The sequence below is a fragment of the Paraburkholderia sp. CNPSo 3076 genome (genome assembly GCF_026343935.1).
Lineage (GTDB): Bacteria > Pseudomonadota > Gammaproteobacteria > Burkholderiales > Burkholderiaceae > Paraburkholderia > Paraburkholderia nodosa.
In genome coordinates, this window is sequence record NZ_JAPMAL010000029.1 from 57,300 (window position 1) to 71,717 (window position 14,418).

At 67.2% G+C, this 14,418-nt stretch carries 14 protein-coding genes; 6 read left to right on the plus strand and 8 right to left on the minus strand.

The annotated features are described in order from the left end of the window. Positions 1–24: 24 nt before the first annotated feature. The 6 genes from M3A49_RS30070 to M3A49_RS30095 form a co-directional block, all read right to left on the minus strand. The gene (locus tag M3A49_RS30070) at positions 25–522 is read right to left on the minus strand and encodes a GNAT family N-acetyltransferase (protein WP_266232240.1); all 498 of its coding nucleotides are present in this window, start codon (positions 520–522) and stop codon (positions 25–27) included. Beyond that, complete coding sequence (locus M3A49_RS30075; RefSeq protein WP_028206699.1) at positions 522–797, minus strand: hypothetical protein; 276 nt, start codon at positions 795–797, stop codon at positions 522–524. The genes M3A49_RS30070 and M3A49_RS30075 overlap by 1 nt, the downstream gene beginning before the upstream one ends. A gap of 67 nt (positions 798–864) precedes the next feature. Continuing rightward, positions 865–2,169, minus strand: a complete 1,305-nt coding sequence (glp, locus tag M3A49_RS30080) for a gephyrin-like molybdotransferase Glp (RefSeq protein WP_266232241.1) — start codon at positions 2,167–2,169, stop codon at positions 865–867. Positions 2,170–2,276: 107 nt separating this feature from the next. Continuing rightward, positions 2,277–2,909, minus strand: coding sequence for a molybdenum cofactor guanylyltransferase MobA (mobA, locus tag M3A49_RS30085; protein WP_416339037.1), 633 nt, complete (start codon positions 2,907–2,909; stop codon positions 2,277–2,279). 7 nt (positions 2,910–2,916) lie between these two features. Next, on the minus strand, positions 2,917–4,038 hold the full coding sequence (moaA, locus tag M3A49_RS30090) for a GTP 3',8-cyclase MoaA (RefSeq protein WP_266232242.1): 1,122 nt from the start codon (positions 4,036–4,038) through the stop codon (positions 2,917–2,919). A 162-nt stretch (positions 4,039–4,200) separates the two neighbouring features. Continuing rightward, positions 4,201–7,470 (minus strand): Rne/Rng family ribonuclease, encoded by a 3,270-nt coding sequence (locus M3A49_RS30095; protein WP_266232243.1) that lies wholly within the window; start codon positions 7,468–7,470, stop codon positions 4,201–4,203. A gap of 869 nt (positions 7,471–8,339) precedes the next feature. Here M3A49_RS30095 and M3A49_RS30100 point away from each other — a divergent pair. From M3A49_RS30100 to M3A49_RS30115, 4 genes are read left to right on the plus strand one after another with little or no spacing between them, the layout of a single operon-like run. After that, a complete protein-coding gene (locus M3A49_RS30100; RefSeq protein ID WP_266232244.1) occupies positions 8,340–9,407 on the plus strand; it encodes an RluA family pseudouridine synthase in 1,068 nt (355 codons plus the stop codon). Between the two features lie 33 nt (positions 9,408–9,440). After that, positions 9,441–10,100 (plus strand): HAD-IA family hydrolase, encoded by a 660-nt coding sequence (locus M3A49_RS30105; protein ID WP_028206693.1) that lies wholly within the window; start codon positions 9,441–9,443, stop codon positions 10,098–10,100. After that, complete coding sequence (locus M3A49_RS30110) at positions 10,097–10,501, plus strand: Rieske (2Fe-2S) protein (protein ID WP_266232245.1); 405 nt, start codon at positions 10,097–10,099, stop codon at positions 10,499–10,501. Before M3A49_RS30105 ends, M3A49_RS30110 begins: the two co-directional genes overlap by 4 nt. A 47-nt stretch (positions 10,502–10,548) precedes the next feature. Then, positions 10,549–11,553: a S49 family peptidase gene (locus M3A49_RS30115; protein ID WP_266232246.1), complete on the plus strand. Its 1,005-nt coding sequence runs from the start codon at positions 10,549–10,551 to the stop codon at positions 11,551–11,553. A gap of 94 nt (positions 11,554–11,647) precedes the next feature. Here the strand turns inward: M3A49_RS30115 and M3A49_RS30120 are convergent, their stop codons facing one another. Together M3A49_RS30120 and M3A49_RS30125 are read right to left on the minus strand one after the other, a co-directional pair. Continuing rightward, positions 11,648–12,370, minus strand: coding sequence for an SAM-dependent methyltransferase (locus tag M3A49_RS30120; RefSeq protein WP_254354943.1), 723 nt, complete (start codon positions 12,368–12,370; stop codon positions 11,648–11,650). Beyond that, on the minus strand, positions 12,367–13,005 hold the full coding sequence (locus M3A49_RS30125; RefSeq protein WP_266232247.1) for a Maf-like protein: 639 nt from the start codon (positions 13,003–13,005) through the stop codon (positions 12,367–12,369). The genes M3A49_RS30120 and M3A49_RS30125 overlap by 4 nt, the downstream gene beginning before the upstream one ends. Positions 13,006–13,438: 433 nt before the next feature. On the opposite strand from M3A49_RS30125, the gene M3A49_RS30130 reads away from it, so the two are divergent. Both M3A49_RS30130 and rpmF read left to right on the plus strand, forming a co-directional pair. Further along, positions 13,439–14,080 (plus strand): DUF177 domain-containing protein, encoded by a 642-nt coding sequence (locus M3A49_RS30130; RefSeq protein WP_266232248.1) that lies wholly within the window; start codon positions 13,439–13,441, stop codon positions 14,078–14,080. A gap of 134 nt (positions 14,081–14,214) precedes the next feature. Continuing rightward, entirely contained in the window at positions 14,215–14,394 is a 180-nt protein-coding gene (rpmF, locus tag M3A49_RS30135; RefSeq protein WP_018441573.1) for a 50S ribosomal protein L32, read from the plus strand. The last annotated feature ends 24 nt before the right edge of the window (positions 14,395–14,418 follow it).

Here is a 14,418-nt window from a genome sequence, read left to right on the forward strand (position 1 = left end):
TTCGGGCATGTGGGGTGCGTTGGCTTACCCGATCATCGTTTCACCGGGCGCGGCGAGCTTTTCGAGCGCATCGCCGGTCATGCGCACGACGCGCCAGTCGGGCAGAACGGTCGCGCCGAGCTTTTCATAGAAGCCGATGGCCGGCGTGTTCCAGTCGAGCACGGTCCACTCGAAGCGGGCGCAGCCGCGTTCGACGGCGATCGCCGCGAGCGCGCGCAGCATCGTCGTGCCGAGGCCGGTGCCGCGCTGCGACGGCTGCACGTAGAGGTCTTCGAGATACAGGCCGCGGCGGCTCAGGAACGTCGAGTAGTTGTGGAAGAAGAGCGCGTAGCCGACGATGCGGCCGGCGTCTTCCGCCACCAGCGCTTCGGCGGCGGGGCGCGTGCCGAACAGGGCGTCGGCGAGGCCATCGGCCGTGCCCGTGAAAAGATGCGTGAGCTTTTCGAACTCCGCGAGCTCGTACATCAGCGCGTGCATCGCGCCGACGTCGGCGGCCGTGGCGGCGCGGATCGTCGCGGCCATCAGGCTTCCTCGGGCACGTCGGAGAGATGGATCTCGATGCCGCCGAAGCGCGAGGCCACCCAGTTGTAGGCGTGGCAGGCGATCCACAGCAGGATGAAGCCGACGATCGCGTTGAGCAGCAGCGCGCTGAAGATGGTCGAAAGTTCGACCGCGCCATAGCGCACGAACGCCACGAGCACGCCAAGCAGCACGATCGGCACGCTGAAGGTCAGGTACACGAGGATGAGCGCCTTGGCGGTCTGGCCCGCAGCGATGAACGAGATCTGTTTTTTCATAGTAGTCGGTCCGTTATGCAGGTGTGGACGTGTGGTTAGATTTGATGGCCTCTGAGGCGCCGCCGCGCTAGACGAGTCCATCGAACAGCATGATGTCGACGGCGTCGCCGGCATCGAGATCGCCGGCCTCATGGGCGAGCACGATGAAGCAGTTCGCCTCGCTCATCGTGCTGAGTGCGCCCGAGCTTTGCGAGCCGGTCGGCGCGACGCGCCACTGGCCGCTGGCGTCGCGGCGCGCGAGGCCGCGCTGGAATTCGGTGCGGCCCGCGCGCTTTTTGATCGGCTGATCGCTCAGTGCCGGCACGAGCGGTACGGGCTGCGCTTGCGCGCCCGCCATCGCCATGAGCGCGGGGCGCACGATCTGGTAGAACGAGACCATCGTCGCGACCGGGTTGCCGGGCAGCCCGAACAGGAGCGCCGCGCGGCCCGCGCCGGGGCGTCCGCCCGACCAGATGCGGCCGAACGCGAGCGGGCGGCCGGGGCGCATGGCGAGGCCCCAGAACGAGACGTCGCCGAGCGTTTGCAGCTGCGTGCGCGTGAAATCGGCTTCGCCGACCGAGACGCCGCCGGAGGTTAGCACGACATCGGCGGTTTCAGCAGCGAGTTTCAGTGTGGCGGCGAGCGCCGCGGGGTCGTCCCGCACGACGCCGAGGTCGATCGCTTCGACGTTCAGGCGCTGCAGCATCGCGCCGAGCGCGTAGCGGTTGCTGTCATAGATGCAGCCCGGCTCGAGCGGCTCGCCCGGCGAGCGCAGTTCGTCGCCGGTCGAGAAGTAGGCTACGCGCAGGCGCTGCTTCACGTGCGCCTCGACGAGGCCGAGCGAGGCCAGCAAGCCAATGTCGGACGCGCGCAGCACGCGGCCGGCCGCGAGCGCCACGCCGCCGCGCGCGAGATCCTCGCCCTTGCGGCGGGCGTTCGCGCCGCGCTTGACGGCGTTCGCTTCGAAAGCGATGACTTCGCCCTGCGCCGACACATGCTCTTGCGGCACGACGGTGTCGCAGCCCGTGGGCATCGGCGCGCCGGTCATGATGCGCACGCACGCAGCGGCGGCAACTTCGCCCGGGTAGGCGTGACCGGCGAAGGCCTTGCCGCACACGGCGAGCGAGAGGGTGCCGGAGGCATCGGCCAGCGCCGCGCCGTCGAACGCGTAGCCGTCCATTGCGGCGTTGTTGTGCGCGGGGACATCGATGGGCGAAATCACGTCTTCGGCCAGCACACGCGCAAGCGCCTCACGCAGCGGCACGTGTTCGCTCGCCGCAAGAGGCGTCGCCCACTGCAGCACGATGGCCTGCGCGGCGCTGACGGGCAAAGCTTGCGGATCGTACTGGCTGATGCACCCGGCGTTGCCGGAGGGATGGTTAAGCGTGGTCATCGAGTGAGGAAGCGTCGCATCCGCACGGCGTGTGCGGCGATCGTCCAGGCGGGCGTGCCGGCCGTGTGCCGGGGACGGCGGCTGGCCGCGCGCCGCCCGATTGCAATTCAGGCGCGTTCGAGTTCGGCCAGTTCCTGTAAGGAATTGATATTGTAAAACGCACGTTCATCGGCAAAGGCGACTTCGGCGGCCGTGTGGCGCGCGTACCACGCACGCACCTTGCGCTCGCCGGCGGCGAGGTAGGCGGCGAGGTCGTCGGCCAGCGAGGTGCGCACGAGCGCGAATACAGGGTGCAGCGAGACCTCGCCTTCGGCATTCGTCGTGGTCGCCGTCACGATGTCGGCGCGCTCCGAGAGCGCGGCATGGCCCAGGCGCTCGGCGAGATCGGCTGGCAGCCAGGGCGAGTCGCAGGGCGCAGTGAGGAGCCATTCGGTTTGCGCCGCGCGCAATCCGGCGAGGAGCCCCGCAAGCGGGCCGGGGAAGTCGGGCAGCGTATCGGCGAGCACGCTAGCTCGCCATGGTGCGCCGAGTGCCGCATAAGCATCGCCGTTGCGGTTCGCGCTGATCGAGAGGGCGCCGACCTGCGACGCGAGGCGTGCGAGCACGTGCGCCGCGAGCGGTTTGCCGTGCAACATCTGCAAGCCCTTGTCCGCGCCGCCCATGCGCTGGCCGCGGCCGCCCGCGAGCACGAGGCCCGTGATCGATGCGGAGGAAATGGCGTTGGCGCTCATCGGCGTCATGGGCTGCTCAGCCGCCGATATAGGACATTTCGATGCGGCGCTCGTCGGAGGCCGCCGGCGCCTGCGCGCTGCCTCGCAGCTGCGAATAGCGGTCGGCGCGGCCTTCCCACACCTGCGCGATGGCGCCGGAGATCGCCGAGTCGGTGGCGCCGTTGCGCAACAGCGCGCGCAGGTCGTAACCCATCGAGGCGAAGAGGCACAGGTACAGCTTGCCTTCGGTCGAAAGGCGCGCGCGCGTGCAGTCGCCACAGAACGCGCGCGTCACGCTGGAGATCGCGCCGATCTCGCCGGCGCCGTCCGCGTAGCCCCAGCGTTGCGCCGTTTCGGCGGCATTGTGGGGCTCGAGCGACACGAGCGGCCAGTGCTCGGAAATGCGCGCGACGACCTCAGCCGACGGCAGCACTTCGGCCATGTTCCAGCCGTTCGAGGTACCGACGTCCATGTATTCGATGAAGCGCAGCGTCACCCCCGTGCCGCGGAAATGCCGCGCAAGCGGCACGATCTCGCCGTCGTTCGTGCCGCGCTTGACGACCATGTTGACCTTGATCGGCGCGAGCCCCACGGCTTGTGCCGCCGCAATGCCGTCGAGCACGTCGGCCACCGCGAAGTCGGCGTCATTCATGCGGCGAAAGAGGGCGTCGTCGAGGGCGTCGAGGCTCACCGTCACGCGTGTGAGGCCCGCGTCGCGCAGGGCTCGCGCCTTGCGGGCAAGCAGCGAGCCATTGGTGGTGAGCGTGATGTCGAGCGGCTGGCCTGCGGGCGTGCGCAGCGCGGCGAGGCGCTCGATCAGGAATTCGATGTTCTTGCGCAGCAGCGGCTCACCCCCCGTGAGGCGGATCTTGGTGACGCCATGCGCGACGAAAAGCCGCGCGAGCCGTTCGATTTCTTCGAGCGAAAGCAGCGCGGAATGGGGCAAAAACGGGTAGTCCTTGTCGAACACGGCGCGCGGCATGCAGTACACGCAGCGGAAATTGCAGCGATCCGTGACCGAGATGCGAAGGTCGCGCAGGGGTCTGGCGAGCGCGTCGAAGACCGCGCCGGACGGCGCGCGCACGGCTCCCGCGGCCGGCCTGGGCAGTTCGGGCGGCAGCGTTCGAACGTCGGCAACAGGGATGATGCGTCGTGTCATGGTCTCTTCGTTCTCGCGTTGGCTCAATTTTAGCCGAACCAGCAGCTGCCGACAGACAAGGGAGAACGCTGATATATCAAAAAAAAGCCCGCCGGGAAGGGCGGGCTTTTCGGGGCGCGCCGGACTCGAGGCCCGGCGCGCGGCCAGTTGCGCTTGCAGCGCTTACGGCTGGCGCGTGGTTTCGACCTGCTGCATCGGCGCGCTGTCGACCGGCGGCAGCGGTTTGCGCTCGCGCGGCGCGCGTGCCGGCTTCACCAGCTGGGCGGCGGCTTGCTGCGCGGCGCGCAGCTTGTCGGCGTCGGTATTGACCCAGACGAGCCCCGCCGATTCCAGCATCGGGCGCAGCGTGTCTGCAGCGGCCGCAGCCGTGGGTGCCGCGGATGCCACCGGGGCCGGATGCGGTGCGGCCGGCTCGGTGATCGCGACGACCGCCGGAGCGGCTGCTACCGCTTCTTGTGCCGGCTCCGGTTGAGCGAGGGGCGCTGCTGCGACAGGCTCTTCGGTCCGCGGTGCTTCGACGCGGTCTTCCCGCACGACAGGCTGCGTTTCGGCCTGAACCGGCTCAACCGGGGCTGCCGGCGCGACCGGTTCGTCCGCTGCGGCAGGCGCCTCAGGGGCTACAGGTGCGACGGGCGCCACAGGTTCCTCGGCCTTCGGCTCGACCACGTGCGCGGTTTCAACGCTTACCGGTGCGGTTTCAACGCTCACCGGCGCGGCTTCGGCGGGTACCGGAGCTTGCTCGGTCGGTGCCGGAGCTTGCTCTGCAGCGGGCGCGACAGTTTCGACCGGCGTAGTCGTCTCGGCGGCGGCCGGCACGTGCCCGGCTTCGGTGGCGACGATTGCGGCCGGCTGTGCGGTCACGACAGGAGCCTCGGTGTGCGCTTCTACGGCCGATGATGCTTCATGCACTTGCGCGGCAACGGCAGGTTGCTCGATCGCCGGTTGAGCGGGTGCGGCTTGCTCTTCGCCTTCCGGTGCGTCTGCACCCGGCGTCAGGCCTGCTGCATCCGTCTCGCGCTCGCGGCGACCACCACGGCGGCCGCGGCGGCGGCGGCGGCGTTCTTCGCCTTCACGCTGTGCGCCTTCTTCGTCGGCACCGGCGCTCATGCCTTCGGGCAGCTCCTCCGTGTGCGGCGCTTCGACACCTTCGGCGCCTGCCGACGCGGCGTCGAGACGCGCTTCCTGAGCTTCGGCGGCCTCGGCTTGCTGACGGCGACGCGGTTCATTGCGTTCACCACGTTCACCACGTTCACCACGTTCACCACGTTCACCACGCTCGCGGCGCTCGCCGCGTGCGGCGCCGGCTTCCGCCGTGACATCGCTACGTTCCTGACCGCGCTCGACGCGTTCGATGCGCTGTTCGCGCTCGGCGCGTGCTTCGCGGGTTTCACGCGGTTCACGTTGCTCGCGCGGTTCGCGTTGTTCACGCGGCTCGCGGGCACCACGGCCTTCGCGCGCTTCGCGCGGTTCACGTGGCTCGCGCGGCTCGCGTTCCTCACGGCGGCCAGCCGGCTGACCGGTACGTGCGCCGGCTGCGCTTTCGCCGCGGCCTGCCGCGTCGCGGCCGCCGGAACGACGATTGCGATTGCGGTCGCCGCTGCCGGTCTTTTCACCGCGCTCGGTACGCGCTTCGCGGGTCGGACGGGCGGTCTTTTCGGGTTGAGCGACCGGTGCCGGCGCGGGCGCCGCAGCCGGCGCGCCGCCAAAGAGGCGCTTGACCCAGCCAAAGAAGCCGCCGCCCGCGGGCGTGACGGCCACTTGCGCCGCGACCGGCGCGGTTTCGGCCGGCTTGACCGGCGCGCTCGGCGCCGGACGCTCCGGCGTGATGCCCTTCACCGCGGCTTCCTGCTTGGGCTTGGCTTCGGCGGTGCGCTTGCTGTAGCCGGTTTCCGACTCGAGCTCGCGAGCCGCTTCCTCGGCCATCTTCCACGAGGCGCGCGGGTCGTCGAGGCGCGCATCGTCGTGACGCAGGCGCTCGAGCTTGTAGTGCGGCGTTTCGAGGTGCTTGTTCGGGATCAGCACGACGCCGACCTTGAAGCGCGACTCGATCTTGTTGATTTCCGAACGCTTTTCGTTGAGCAGGAAGGCGGTCACTTCGACCGGCACCTGGCAATGAATTGCCGCGGTGTGCTCCTTCATCGCCTCTTCCTGGATGATGCGCAGGACCTGAAGCGCCGACGATTCCGTATCGCGGATATGACCCGTGCCGTTACAGCGCGGGCAGGTCACGTGGCTGCCTTCCGAGAGGGCGGGGCGCAGGCGCTGGCGCGACAGCTCCATGAGGCCGAAGCGCGAGATCTTGCCCATCTGCACGCGTGCGCGGTCGTGGCGCAGCGCGTCTTTCAGGCGCTGCTCGACTTCGCGCTGGCTCTTGGCCGACTCCATGTCGATGAAGTCGATCACGATCAGACCGCCCAGGTCGCGCAGACGCAGCTGGCGCGCCACTTCGTCGGCGGCTTCGAGGTTGGTGCGCGCGGCGGTTTCCTCGATGTCGGCGCCCTTGGTGGCGCGCGCCGAGTTCACGTCGATGGCGACCAGGGCTTCGGTGTGGTCGATCACGATCGCGCCGCCCGAGGGCAGCGGTACCGTGCGCGAATACGCCGTTTCGATCTGGTGCTCGATCTGGAAACGCGAAAAAAGCGGCACGTCGTCGTGATACCGCTTCACCTTATTGACATTGTCCGGCATCACGATATCCATGAAGGCGCGCGCCTGGTCATAGATCTCGGTGGTGTCGATAAGGATTTCGCCGATGTCGGGCTGGAAGTAGTCGCGGATCGCGCGAATGACGAGGCTCGATTCCAGGTAGATCAGCATGGGCTGACCGGACTGGCCGGCCTGCGACGCGGCTTCGATGGCGCGCCACAATTGCAGCAGGTAGTTCAGGTCCCACTGAAGCTCTTCGGCGGAGCGGCCGATGCCGGCCGTGCGCGCGATGATGCTCATGCCGTCCGGCAGTTGCAGCTGCGCCATGGTTTCGCGCAGTTCCTGACGGTCGTCGCCCTCGATGCGGCGCGAGACGCCGCCGCCGCGCGGGTTGTTCGGCATGAGGACGAGGTAGCGGCCGGCGAGCGAGATGAACGTGGTGAGGGCGGCGCCCTTGTTGCCGCGCTCTTCCTTCTCGACCTGGACGATCAACTCCTGGCCTTCCTTGAGGGCGTCCTGAATGCGCGCGCCGCGCATGTCGATGCCTTCGCGGAAGTACTGGCGGGCGACTTCCTTGAACGGCAGGAAGCCGTGGCGGTCTTCGCCGTAGTTGACGAAGCACGCTTCGAGCGAAGGCTCGATACGGGTAACGATCCCCTTGTAGATGTTGCCTTTGCGCTGTTCGCGCCCGGCGGTTTCGATGTCGATGTCGATGAGCTTTTGTCCATCGACGATGGCGACACGCAGTTCTTCCTGCTGTGTCGCGTTGAACAGCATTCGTTTCATTGAACGACTCCAGTGCGTTCGCGCGCAAGCCGCACGGTGCGCGGCGGCGACGCCAGGCAGCACGGTGCGGGCAGCGGCGAGCCGCGCCTTATTGTGTTGTCACAAGCACGCTGGAGCGGGAACGATGGCGGGGAGAATTGCCTTTTCTGGGCGCCGGTCCGGCGTTGCGTTGCCGTGGACGGGGCCGCGTGGGCACATGCGAAATACGTTTTCAAGAAGCGAAGAGACATGCCGCGGGTTCGCGACGGCAACGTTTTCATGTGCTTCCAATCCACCTGCCTGCCGTGGCCATGAACGTGCCGATGGTTGAGCCCATCGCACTGGCCGTGACAGACGCTTGCCGCAGCGGCGAACCGCGCGCGCTTGCGACTGGATCAGGTTCGCGGCCTCAAAATTCAATCAGGGCCGCGCACGGGAAGCTTTTCAGGAACGCCCGTCTTCCCCCTCGGGGTGTCTCGCCACTTTTGACGTCGCCGTGTCCCGCACATTGCCGGGACGCTTCGGGCGCTCGCCGTATTTTCGCCACCAGCGCCTCCTGCGGCGGTCACTTCGACCGCGCGGCGGGACGCGCCGGATAAATTCTTTATACCAATGTTCCGTTACCGTCGGAGCCGCTCCTGACCGAACGTGCCTGTGGGCGCCGTCCCTGCCGGAGTGGTGATCCGTGCGTGCAACTCGTTGCTTCTCATCAAACGGGGTGAGCAACCAGCCCCGGGCGCAAGTAAAATAACCGTTTATCGCTTGCAGCCTGCGCTCGCCGCGTGGTCCAAGTCCAGGATAACCCCCTTGGGGTGTCCATTGGGTGGTTCGCAGAACATTTGGCCGTTTTGGCCTACCGTTGCGTCGGCGCTGGGCAAATTATATTCAGAATGAAAGGGTTAGGCAAAACATCCCAGAATCAGGTCGCAAGCGACCAGGTTTCGTTCGTCGAAATCGACGAGGGCGCGGCCGGTCAGCGCATCGACAATTTTCTCCTGCGCGTCTGTAAGGGCGTGCCGAAAAGCCACATCTATCGCATTTTGCGCAGCGGGGAAGTGCGTGTAAATAAGGGGCGAATCGATGCGCAGTATCGGCTCGCAGAAGGCGACATCGTGCGCGTGCCGCCCATCCGCACGTCGCAGTCGAGCGCGCCGGCCGGCGCCGCGCCCGTGCCGGCGGCCCAGTTTCCCGTCATCTACGAGGACGACGCGCTGCTCGTCATCGACAAGCCCGCCGGCGTGGCCGTGCACGGCGGCAGCGGCGTGGCGTTCGGCGTGATCGAGCAGTTGCGCGAGGCGCGCCCGCAGGGCAAGTTTCTCGAGCTGGTCCACCGGCTCGACCGCGAAACGTCGGGCGTGCTGATGCTCGCCAAAAAGCGCGCCGCGCTCGTGGGCCTGCATGCGCAGATGCGCGATAACCAGACCGACAAGCGCTATTTCGCCTGCGTCCATGGCGAATGGGCGAGCGATTGGGGCCGTCGGCGCGCCGTGAAGGAGCCGCTTCATAAGTATCTGACCGCGGAAGGCGAGCGTCGCGTGCGCGTGCAGGCGGACGGCATGCCGTCGCACACGGTGTTCAATCTCGTCGATCGCTGGCCGGGCTACGTGCTTCTCGAAGCCGAGCTGAAGACGGGCCGCACGCACCAGATCCGCGTGCACCTCGCTCACCTCGGCCTGCCGATCGTCGGCGACGCCAAGTACGGCGACTTCGCGCTCAACAAGGAACTCGCGCGCACTGGCGCGCGGCCGGGCATCAAGCGCATGTTTCTGCACGCGCACCGGTTGAAGCTCGCTCACCCGATTACGGGCGCCCCGTTGCAGTTCGAGGCACCGTTGCCGGCCGATTGCCGCAGCTTCGTCGACGCGCTGCGTGCGCAACGCGAGGGTGGCGCTGGCGCAGATGCCACGGCGGCAACTCGACCTGACGCGGCGCGACCTGACGCGGCCCGTCCCGAATGACACCGAATCTGACAGCGTTTGGAGAAGTCCTGCATGGCTCGAGAGTTATTTGACCTGATTGTGTTCGACTGGGACGGCACCCTGATGGACTCGACCGCCCATATCACGCGCAGCATCCAGGCGGCGTGCCGCGACCTCGGCCTGCCCGTGCCCGGCGACGAGGCGGCGAGCTATGTGATCGGCCTGGGCTTGCGCGAGGCGCTGCAGATAGCCGCGCCGACGCTCGATCCGGCCGACTACCCGCGGCTCGTCGAGCGCTACCGCATCCATTATTTGCTGAAGGACCAGCAGACCGAGCTGTTCGCAGGCGTGCGCGAGATGCTCACGGAACTGCGCGACACCGGCTACCTGCTCGCCGTGGCGACGGGCAAGAGCCGCGTGGGGCTGAACCGCGCGCTGGCGGATTCGCGGCTCACGAGCCTCTTCGACGGCACCCGTTGCGCCGACGAAACCTTCTCGAAACCGCATCCGGCCATGCTTCAGGAGCTCACGCGCGAACTGGGACAGGATCTGGGCCGCACGGTGATGATCGGCGACACGACGCACGATCTGCAGATGGCGATCAACGCGGGCGCGGCGGGCATCGGCGTGGCGTACGGCGCGCATGCGTCCGGCGCGCTCGAAAAGCTCGAGCCGCGCTTCGTCGCGCCGGACGTGGCCGCGCTCGCGGGCTGGCTGCGGGAGAACGCATGAGCGCGGCGCCCGAGGCAGCAACGCTCGCGCCGGTGCGCATCTGCGCGGCCGAAGAGCTCGCCGAGGGTGGCGAGGGGCGGCGCATGAACGCGACCTACGCGGGCGGCGATGCCGTGGTGTTCTTCGTGCGCTACGGCGGGGCGGTGTACGGCTATCTGAACCGCTGCGCGCACGTGCCGATGGAGCTCGACTGGGTCGAGGGCCAGTTCTTCGAGTCGTCGGGGCTCTATCTGATGTGCGCCACGCACGGCGCGATCTACCAGCCCGACACGGGCAAGTGCGTGGGCGGCCCATGCCGCGGCGGGCGTTTGCGCCCCGTGCAAGTCGAGGAACGCGACACGCCCGAAGGGCGTGCGGTATTCTGGCTGCCGGACGACGCTTTGCGTCCGACCCCAACCTGATTCCTGACTTTCGACCCTTTCGACCCTTTCGAACGTAACCCGCTCGCATGTCCGACAATCCGACCCCTGATTCGAACGAAGCGCCTCGCGCGGCTTCGTCAGACCGCGGCGCGCCCGCGCCAGGCTGGGAGCGCGAGGCGCTCGAACGCATCGCCCTCGCGGCGATCACCGAGCAGCGCGCGGCGCGGCGCTGGCGCATCTTCTTTCGCTTCGCGTTTCTCGCCGTGTTCGTAGTGATCGCGTGGGCGATCCTCGATCTTTCGGGTGCGCGCGTGGAGAGTGAGGGGCGCCACACGGCGCTCATTTCGCTCGACGGCGAAATCGGCTCCGACACCCCGGCGAACGCCGACGACATCATCAGCGCGCTGGACAGCGCCTTCGACGACGACGGCACCGCGGGCGTGGTCCTGCATATCGACAGCCCCGGCGGCAGCCCGGTGCAGGCCGGCATCATCAACGACGAGATCCACCGTCTGCGCACCAAGTACCCGGCCATCCCGCTGTACGTGGTGGTGGGCGACATGTGCGCTTCGGGCGGGTATTACGTCGCGGCCGCCGCCGACAAGATCTACGTCAACAAGGCGAGCATCGTGGGTTCGATCGGCGTGCTGATGGACGGATTCGGCTTCACCGGTCTCATGGACAAGCTCGGCGTCCAGCGGCGCCTGCGCACCTCCGGCGAAAACAAGGGTTTCTTCGATCCCTTCTCGCCCGATACGCCGAAGATGGACGCGCACGCCCAGGAGATGCTCGACCAGATCCACCAGCAGTTCATCGACGCCGTGAAGGCCGGCCGCGGCAAGCGCCTGAAGGACTCGCCGGATATCTTCACGGGCCTGTTCTGGACCGGGCAGAAGAGCGTGGAGCTCGGTCTCGCGGACGGCTACGGTGACACCGATTACGTGGCGCGCGAGGTCATCAAGGCGCCGGACGTCGTCGATTACACGGTCAAGCAGAGCCTCACCGATCGTGTGGCGAAGCGCGTGGGCGCGAACATCGGCTCGGCGGCTGTGCATTCGCTGCTGATGGGCGGCAAGGTATCGGTGCACTGAGCGGCGGCGCTTTCGCTTCCGGTCGTCCTCGAGAAAAATCGGCCGCTGCGCGATGGTTGCGCAGCGGCCGATTCGTTTTTGCGCGCCGATGCGTTCAGTGCGCGAGCAGCAGGAAAATCGCCGGCCGCTTGTGCAATTCGGGCGCGGGCTTCTTCTTCCAGTCGGATACGGCGCGGCTCACGATCGTCTCGGTGGGCAGCGTGAGATCGGCGGCGACGCACACGAGCGTGGACGGGGCGCAGGTCGCGAGCAGCGCGTCGAGCAGTGTGCGGTTGCGATAGGGCGTCTCGATGAAAATCTGCGTCTGCTTGCTCTTGCGTGAGATCTGCTCCAGATCGCGCAGCTTTTTCACGCGCTCGTTCGCATCGACGGGGAGGTAGCCGTGAAACGCGAAGCTCTGGCCGTTCAGGCCCGACGCCATCAACGCGAGCAGGATCGAGCTCGGGCCCACGAGCGGCACGACCTTGATGCCGCGCTCGTGCGCGCGCCGCACGAGCAGCGCGCCCGGATCGGCGACGGCGGGCACGCCCGCCTCGGAGACGAGCCCCGTGTCGATGCCCGCAAGCAGCGGTGCGAGCAGCTTCTCGACCTCACCGGCGGGCGTGTTGACATTGAGTTCGCGGATCTCGATTTCCTGGATCGGACGCGTCGTGCCCACGCGCTTGAGGAAGGCGCGCGTGGTCTTCGCATTTTCGCCGATATAGCTGGCGAGCGCGCCCGCGCGTTCGCGCACGGGCGCGGGCAGGACGGCGTTGAGCGCGGCATCGTCGCCTTCGCCCAGCGTGTTGGGGATCAGATAGAGAGTGCCAAGGCTCATGCTTGCGTCTCCAGCAACGGATAGCCCGCGGCAAGCAGCATGCGCGTGAGCGCGATGAGCGGCAGGCCGATCAGGGCGGTGGGGTCGTCCGACTCGATCGCTTCGAGCAACGCGATGCCAAGTCCCTCCGATTTCGCGCTGCCTGCGCAGTCGTATGGCGTTTCGGCGCGCAGATAGGCGTCGAGCGCGGTGTCGGGCAGGTCGCGAAAGCGCACCTTCGTGACGACATCGACGGTATCCGTTTGGCCAGTGGCGGTGTCGAGCACGCTCAGGGCGCTATGGAACAACACTTCGCGGCCGCGCATGGCCTGCAGCTGCTCGAGCGCCCGTTCGTGCGTGCCGGGCTTGCCGATCTGGCGTCCATCGAAGGTGGCGACCTGGTCGGAGCCGATCACGAGCGTGCGCGCGCGGCCGGCGGGCAGGGCGGCGGCCACTGCGCGGGCCTTCGCGGCAGCGAGGCGCAGCGCCGTCGCTTCGGGCGTTTCGCCGGGGTGCGGCGTTTCGTCGACGGCGGGCACGGCTGTCTCGAACGGAATGCGCAGACGTTCGAGCAACTCGCGCCGGTAGCGCGAGCTGGAGGCAAGGATGAGGGCGGGGCGGCCCGTGCGCGGGGCCTGCGAGGGAGAATCCTGCATGTTCGATCGGAGTATGAGGGCGGCTGCGAATGTGGCTGGAGAAAAGGCGGCTGTGCTTTGGCGATTTCCGGGTGGATTTCGCCTCGAAAACGGGGGCGGATTTCCCGTAAAACGTCGTCAGAGGCTCCCGAAAACCGCGCTCGCACAGACACTTGCGTACGCGAGCTTAAGTGTTTGACTCACAAAGATAAAGGCGATATGATTTTGGGCTTTTCATCGGTATGCTCTCGTCGTACGTCTTGTGCGGGCGCCTGAATATTGCGGCGTCACGGCTCGAAAGACCTTGCCGGCAGCAGCGTGTCGATGGCAAATATAGGCAAACGCAGGTCGATGCAGACCAGTGCGGGCCGGTCCAGGCTGGATTGCTGCGAGCCGCTGGCGGCTTTTCGCGCATCGCTTGCCCCGCCCTAAGCCTTGAAGCAGGAGAGCGCACATGACCGAACATTCTGGTAAGCCTGCTGGCGCTGAACTGAATCCGCGCGACTTCGATATCTTCGAATTCGCGCGCAGCGAGCGCGAGGCGGCAGGTGTCGTGCGCCTCTCGCAACTGCCGCGCATGTTAAACGAAGTCCCGGTCGAGGCGCCAGATCGCGACACCGCGTTCACCTGGCAGGCTGCGGGCTTTACCCAGCAGGAATTGCAGGACAACGGCGCCGAAGGGCCGCAGCCATACCTGCGGCTTGCTGTTCACGGTGGCGCGTGGCTCACGTGCCAGCGGTGCCTTGCTCCGTACGAGCAGGCATTCAATGCGGATGCGACCTTCCGTATCGTCCAGACGGAAGAAGAGGCGGACGAGTTTCCGCTCGACGACGATGAAGTCGAAGTGATCGTGGGCTCGCGCCATTTCGATCTCGTCGACTTGATCGAAGAGGAGCTGTTGCTCGCGCTGCCGCTGGTGCCGAAGCACGAAGTCTGTCCGGAAATTCACGAAAGCCTCGCCTCGGGTCCCGACGGCGCGGAGGGCGTGGATTCCGTGGACGACGTGCCGGAGCAGGAAATCGAGCCGGAAGAGCGCGTCAACCCGTTTGCGGCGCTCGAATCGCTCAAGAAGGACGGTCCTGGCAGCAAGCACTAAGGTAAGCCTTGGGCGGCTGCGCGGGGCAGGCAGTACCAGACGCGTGGGCCTGAGCCCGGAGTCCGGCCATCCCCCAAGGGTGGCGGCGGCCGGATCGGGCTGTGTTAGAATTCGGAAAATTTTCAGGAGTTATCATGGCAGTTCAACAAAACAAGAAGTCGCCGTCGAAGCGCGGTATGCACCGCTCGCACGATTTCCTCACGGGCGCGCCGCTGGCCGTCGAGCCGAGCACGGGTGAAGTGCATCTGCGTCACCACATCAGCCCGAACGGCTACTACCGCGGCAAGAAAGTCGTCAAGACCAAGAACGACTAATCGTTTCAGCGTGCGGCGCAGTGT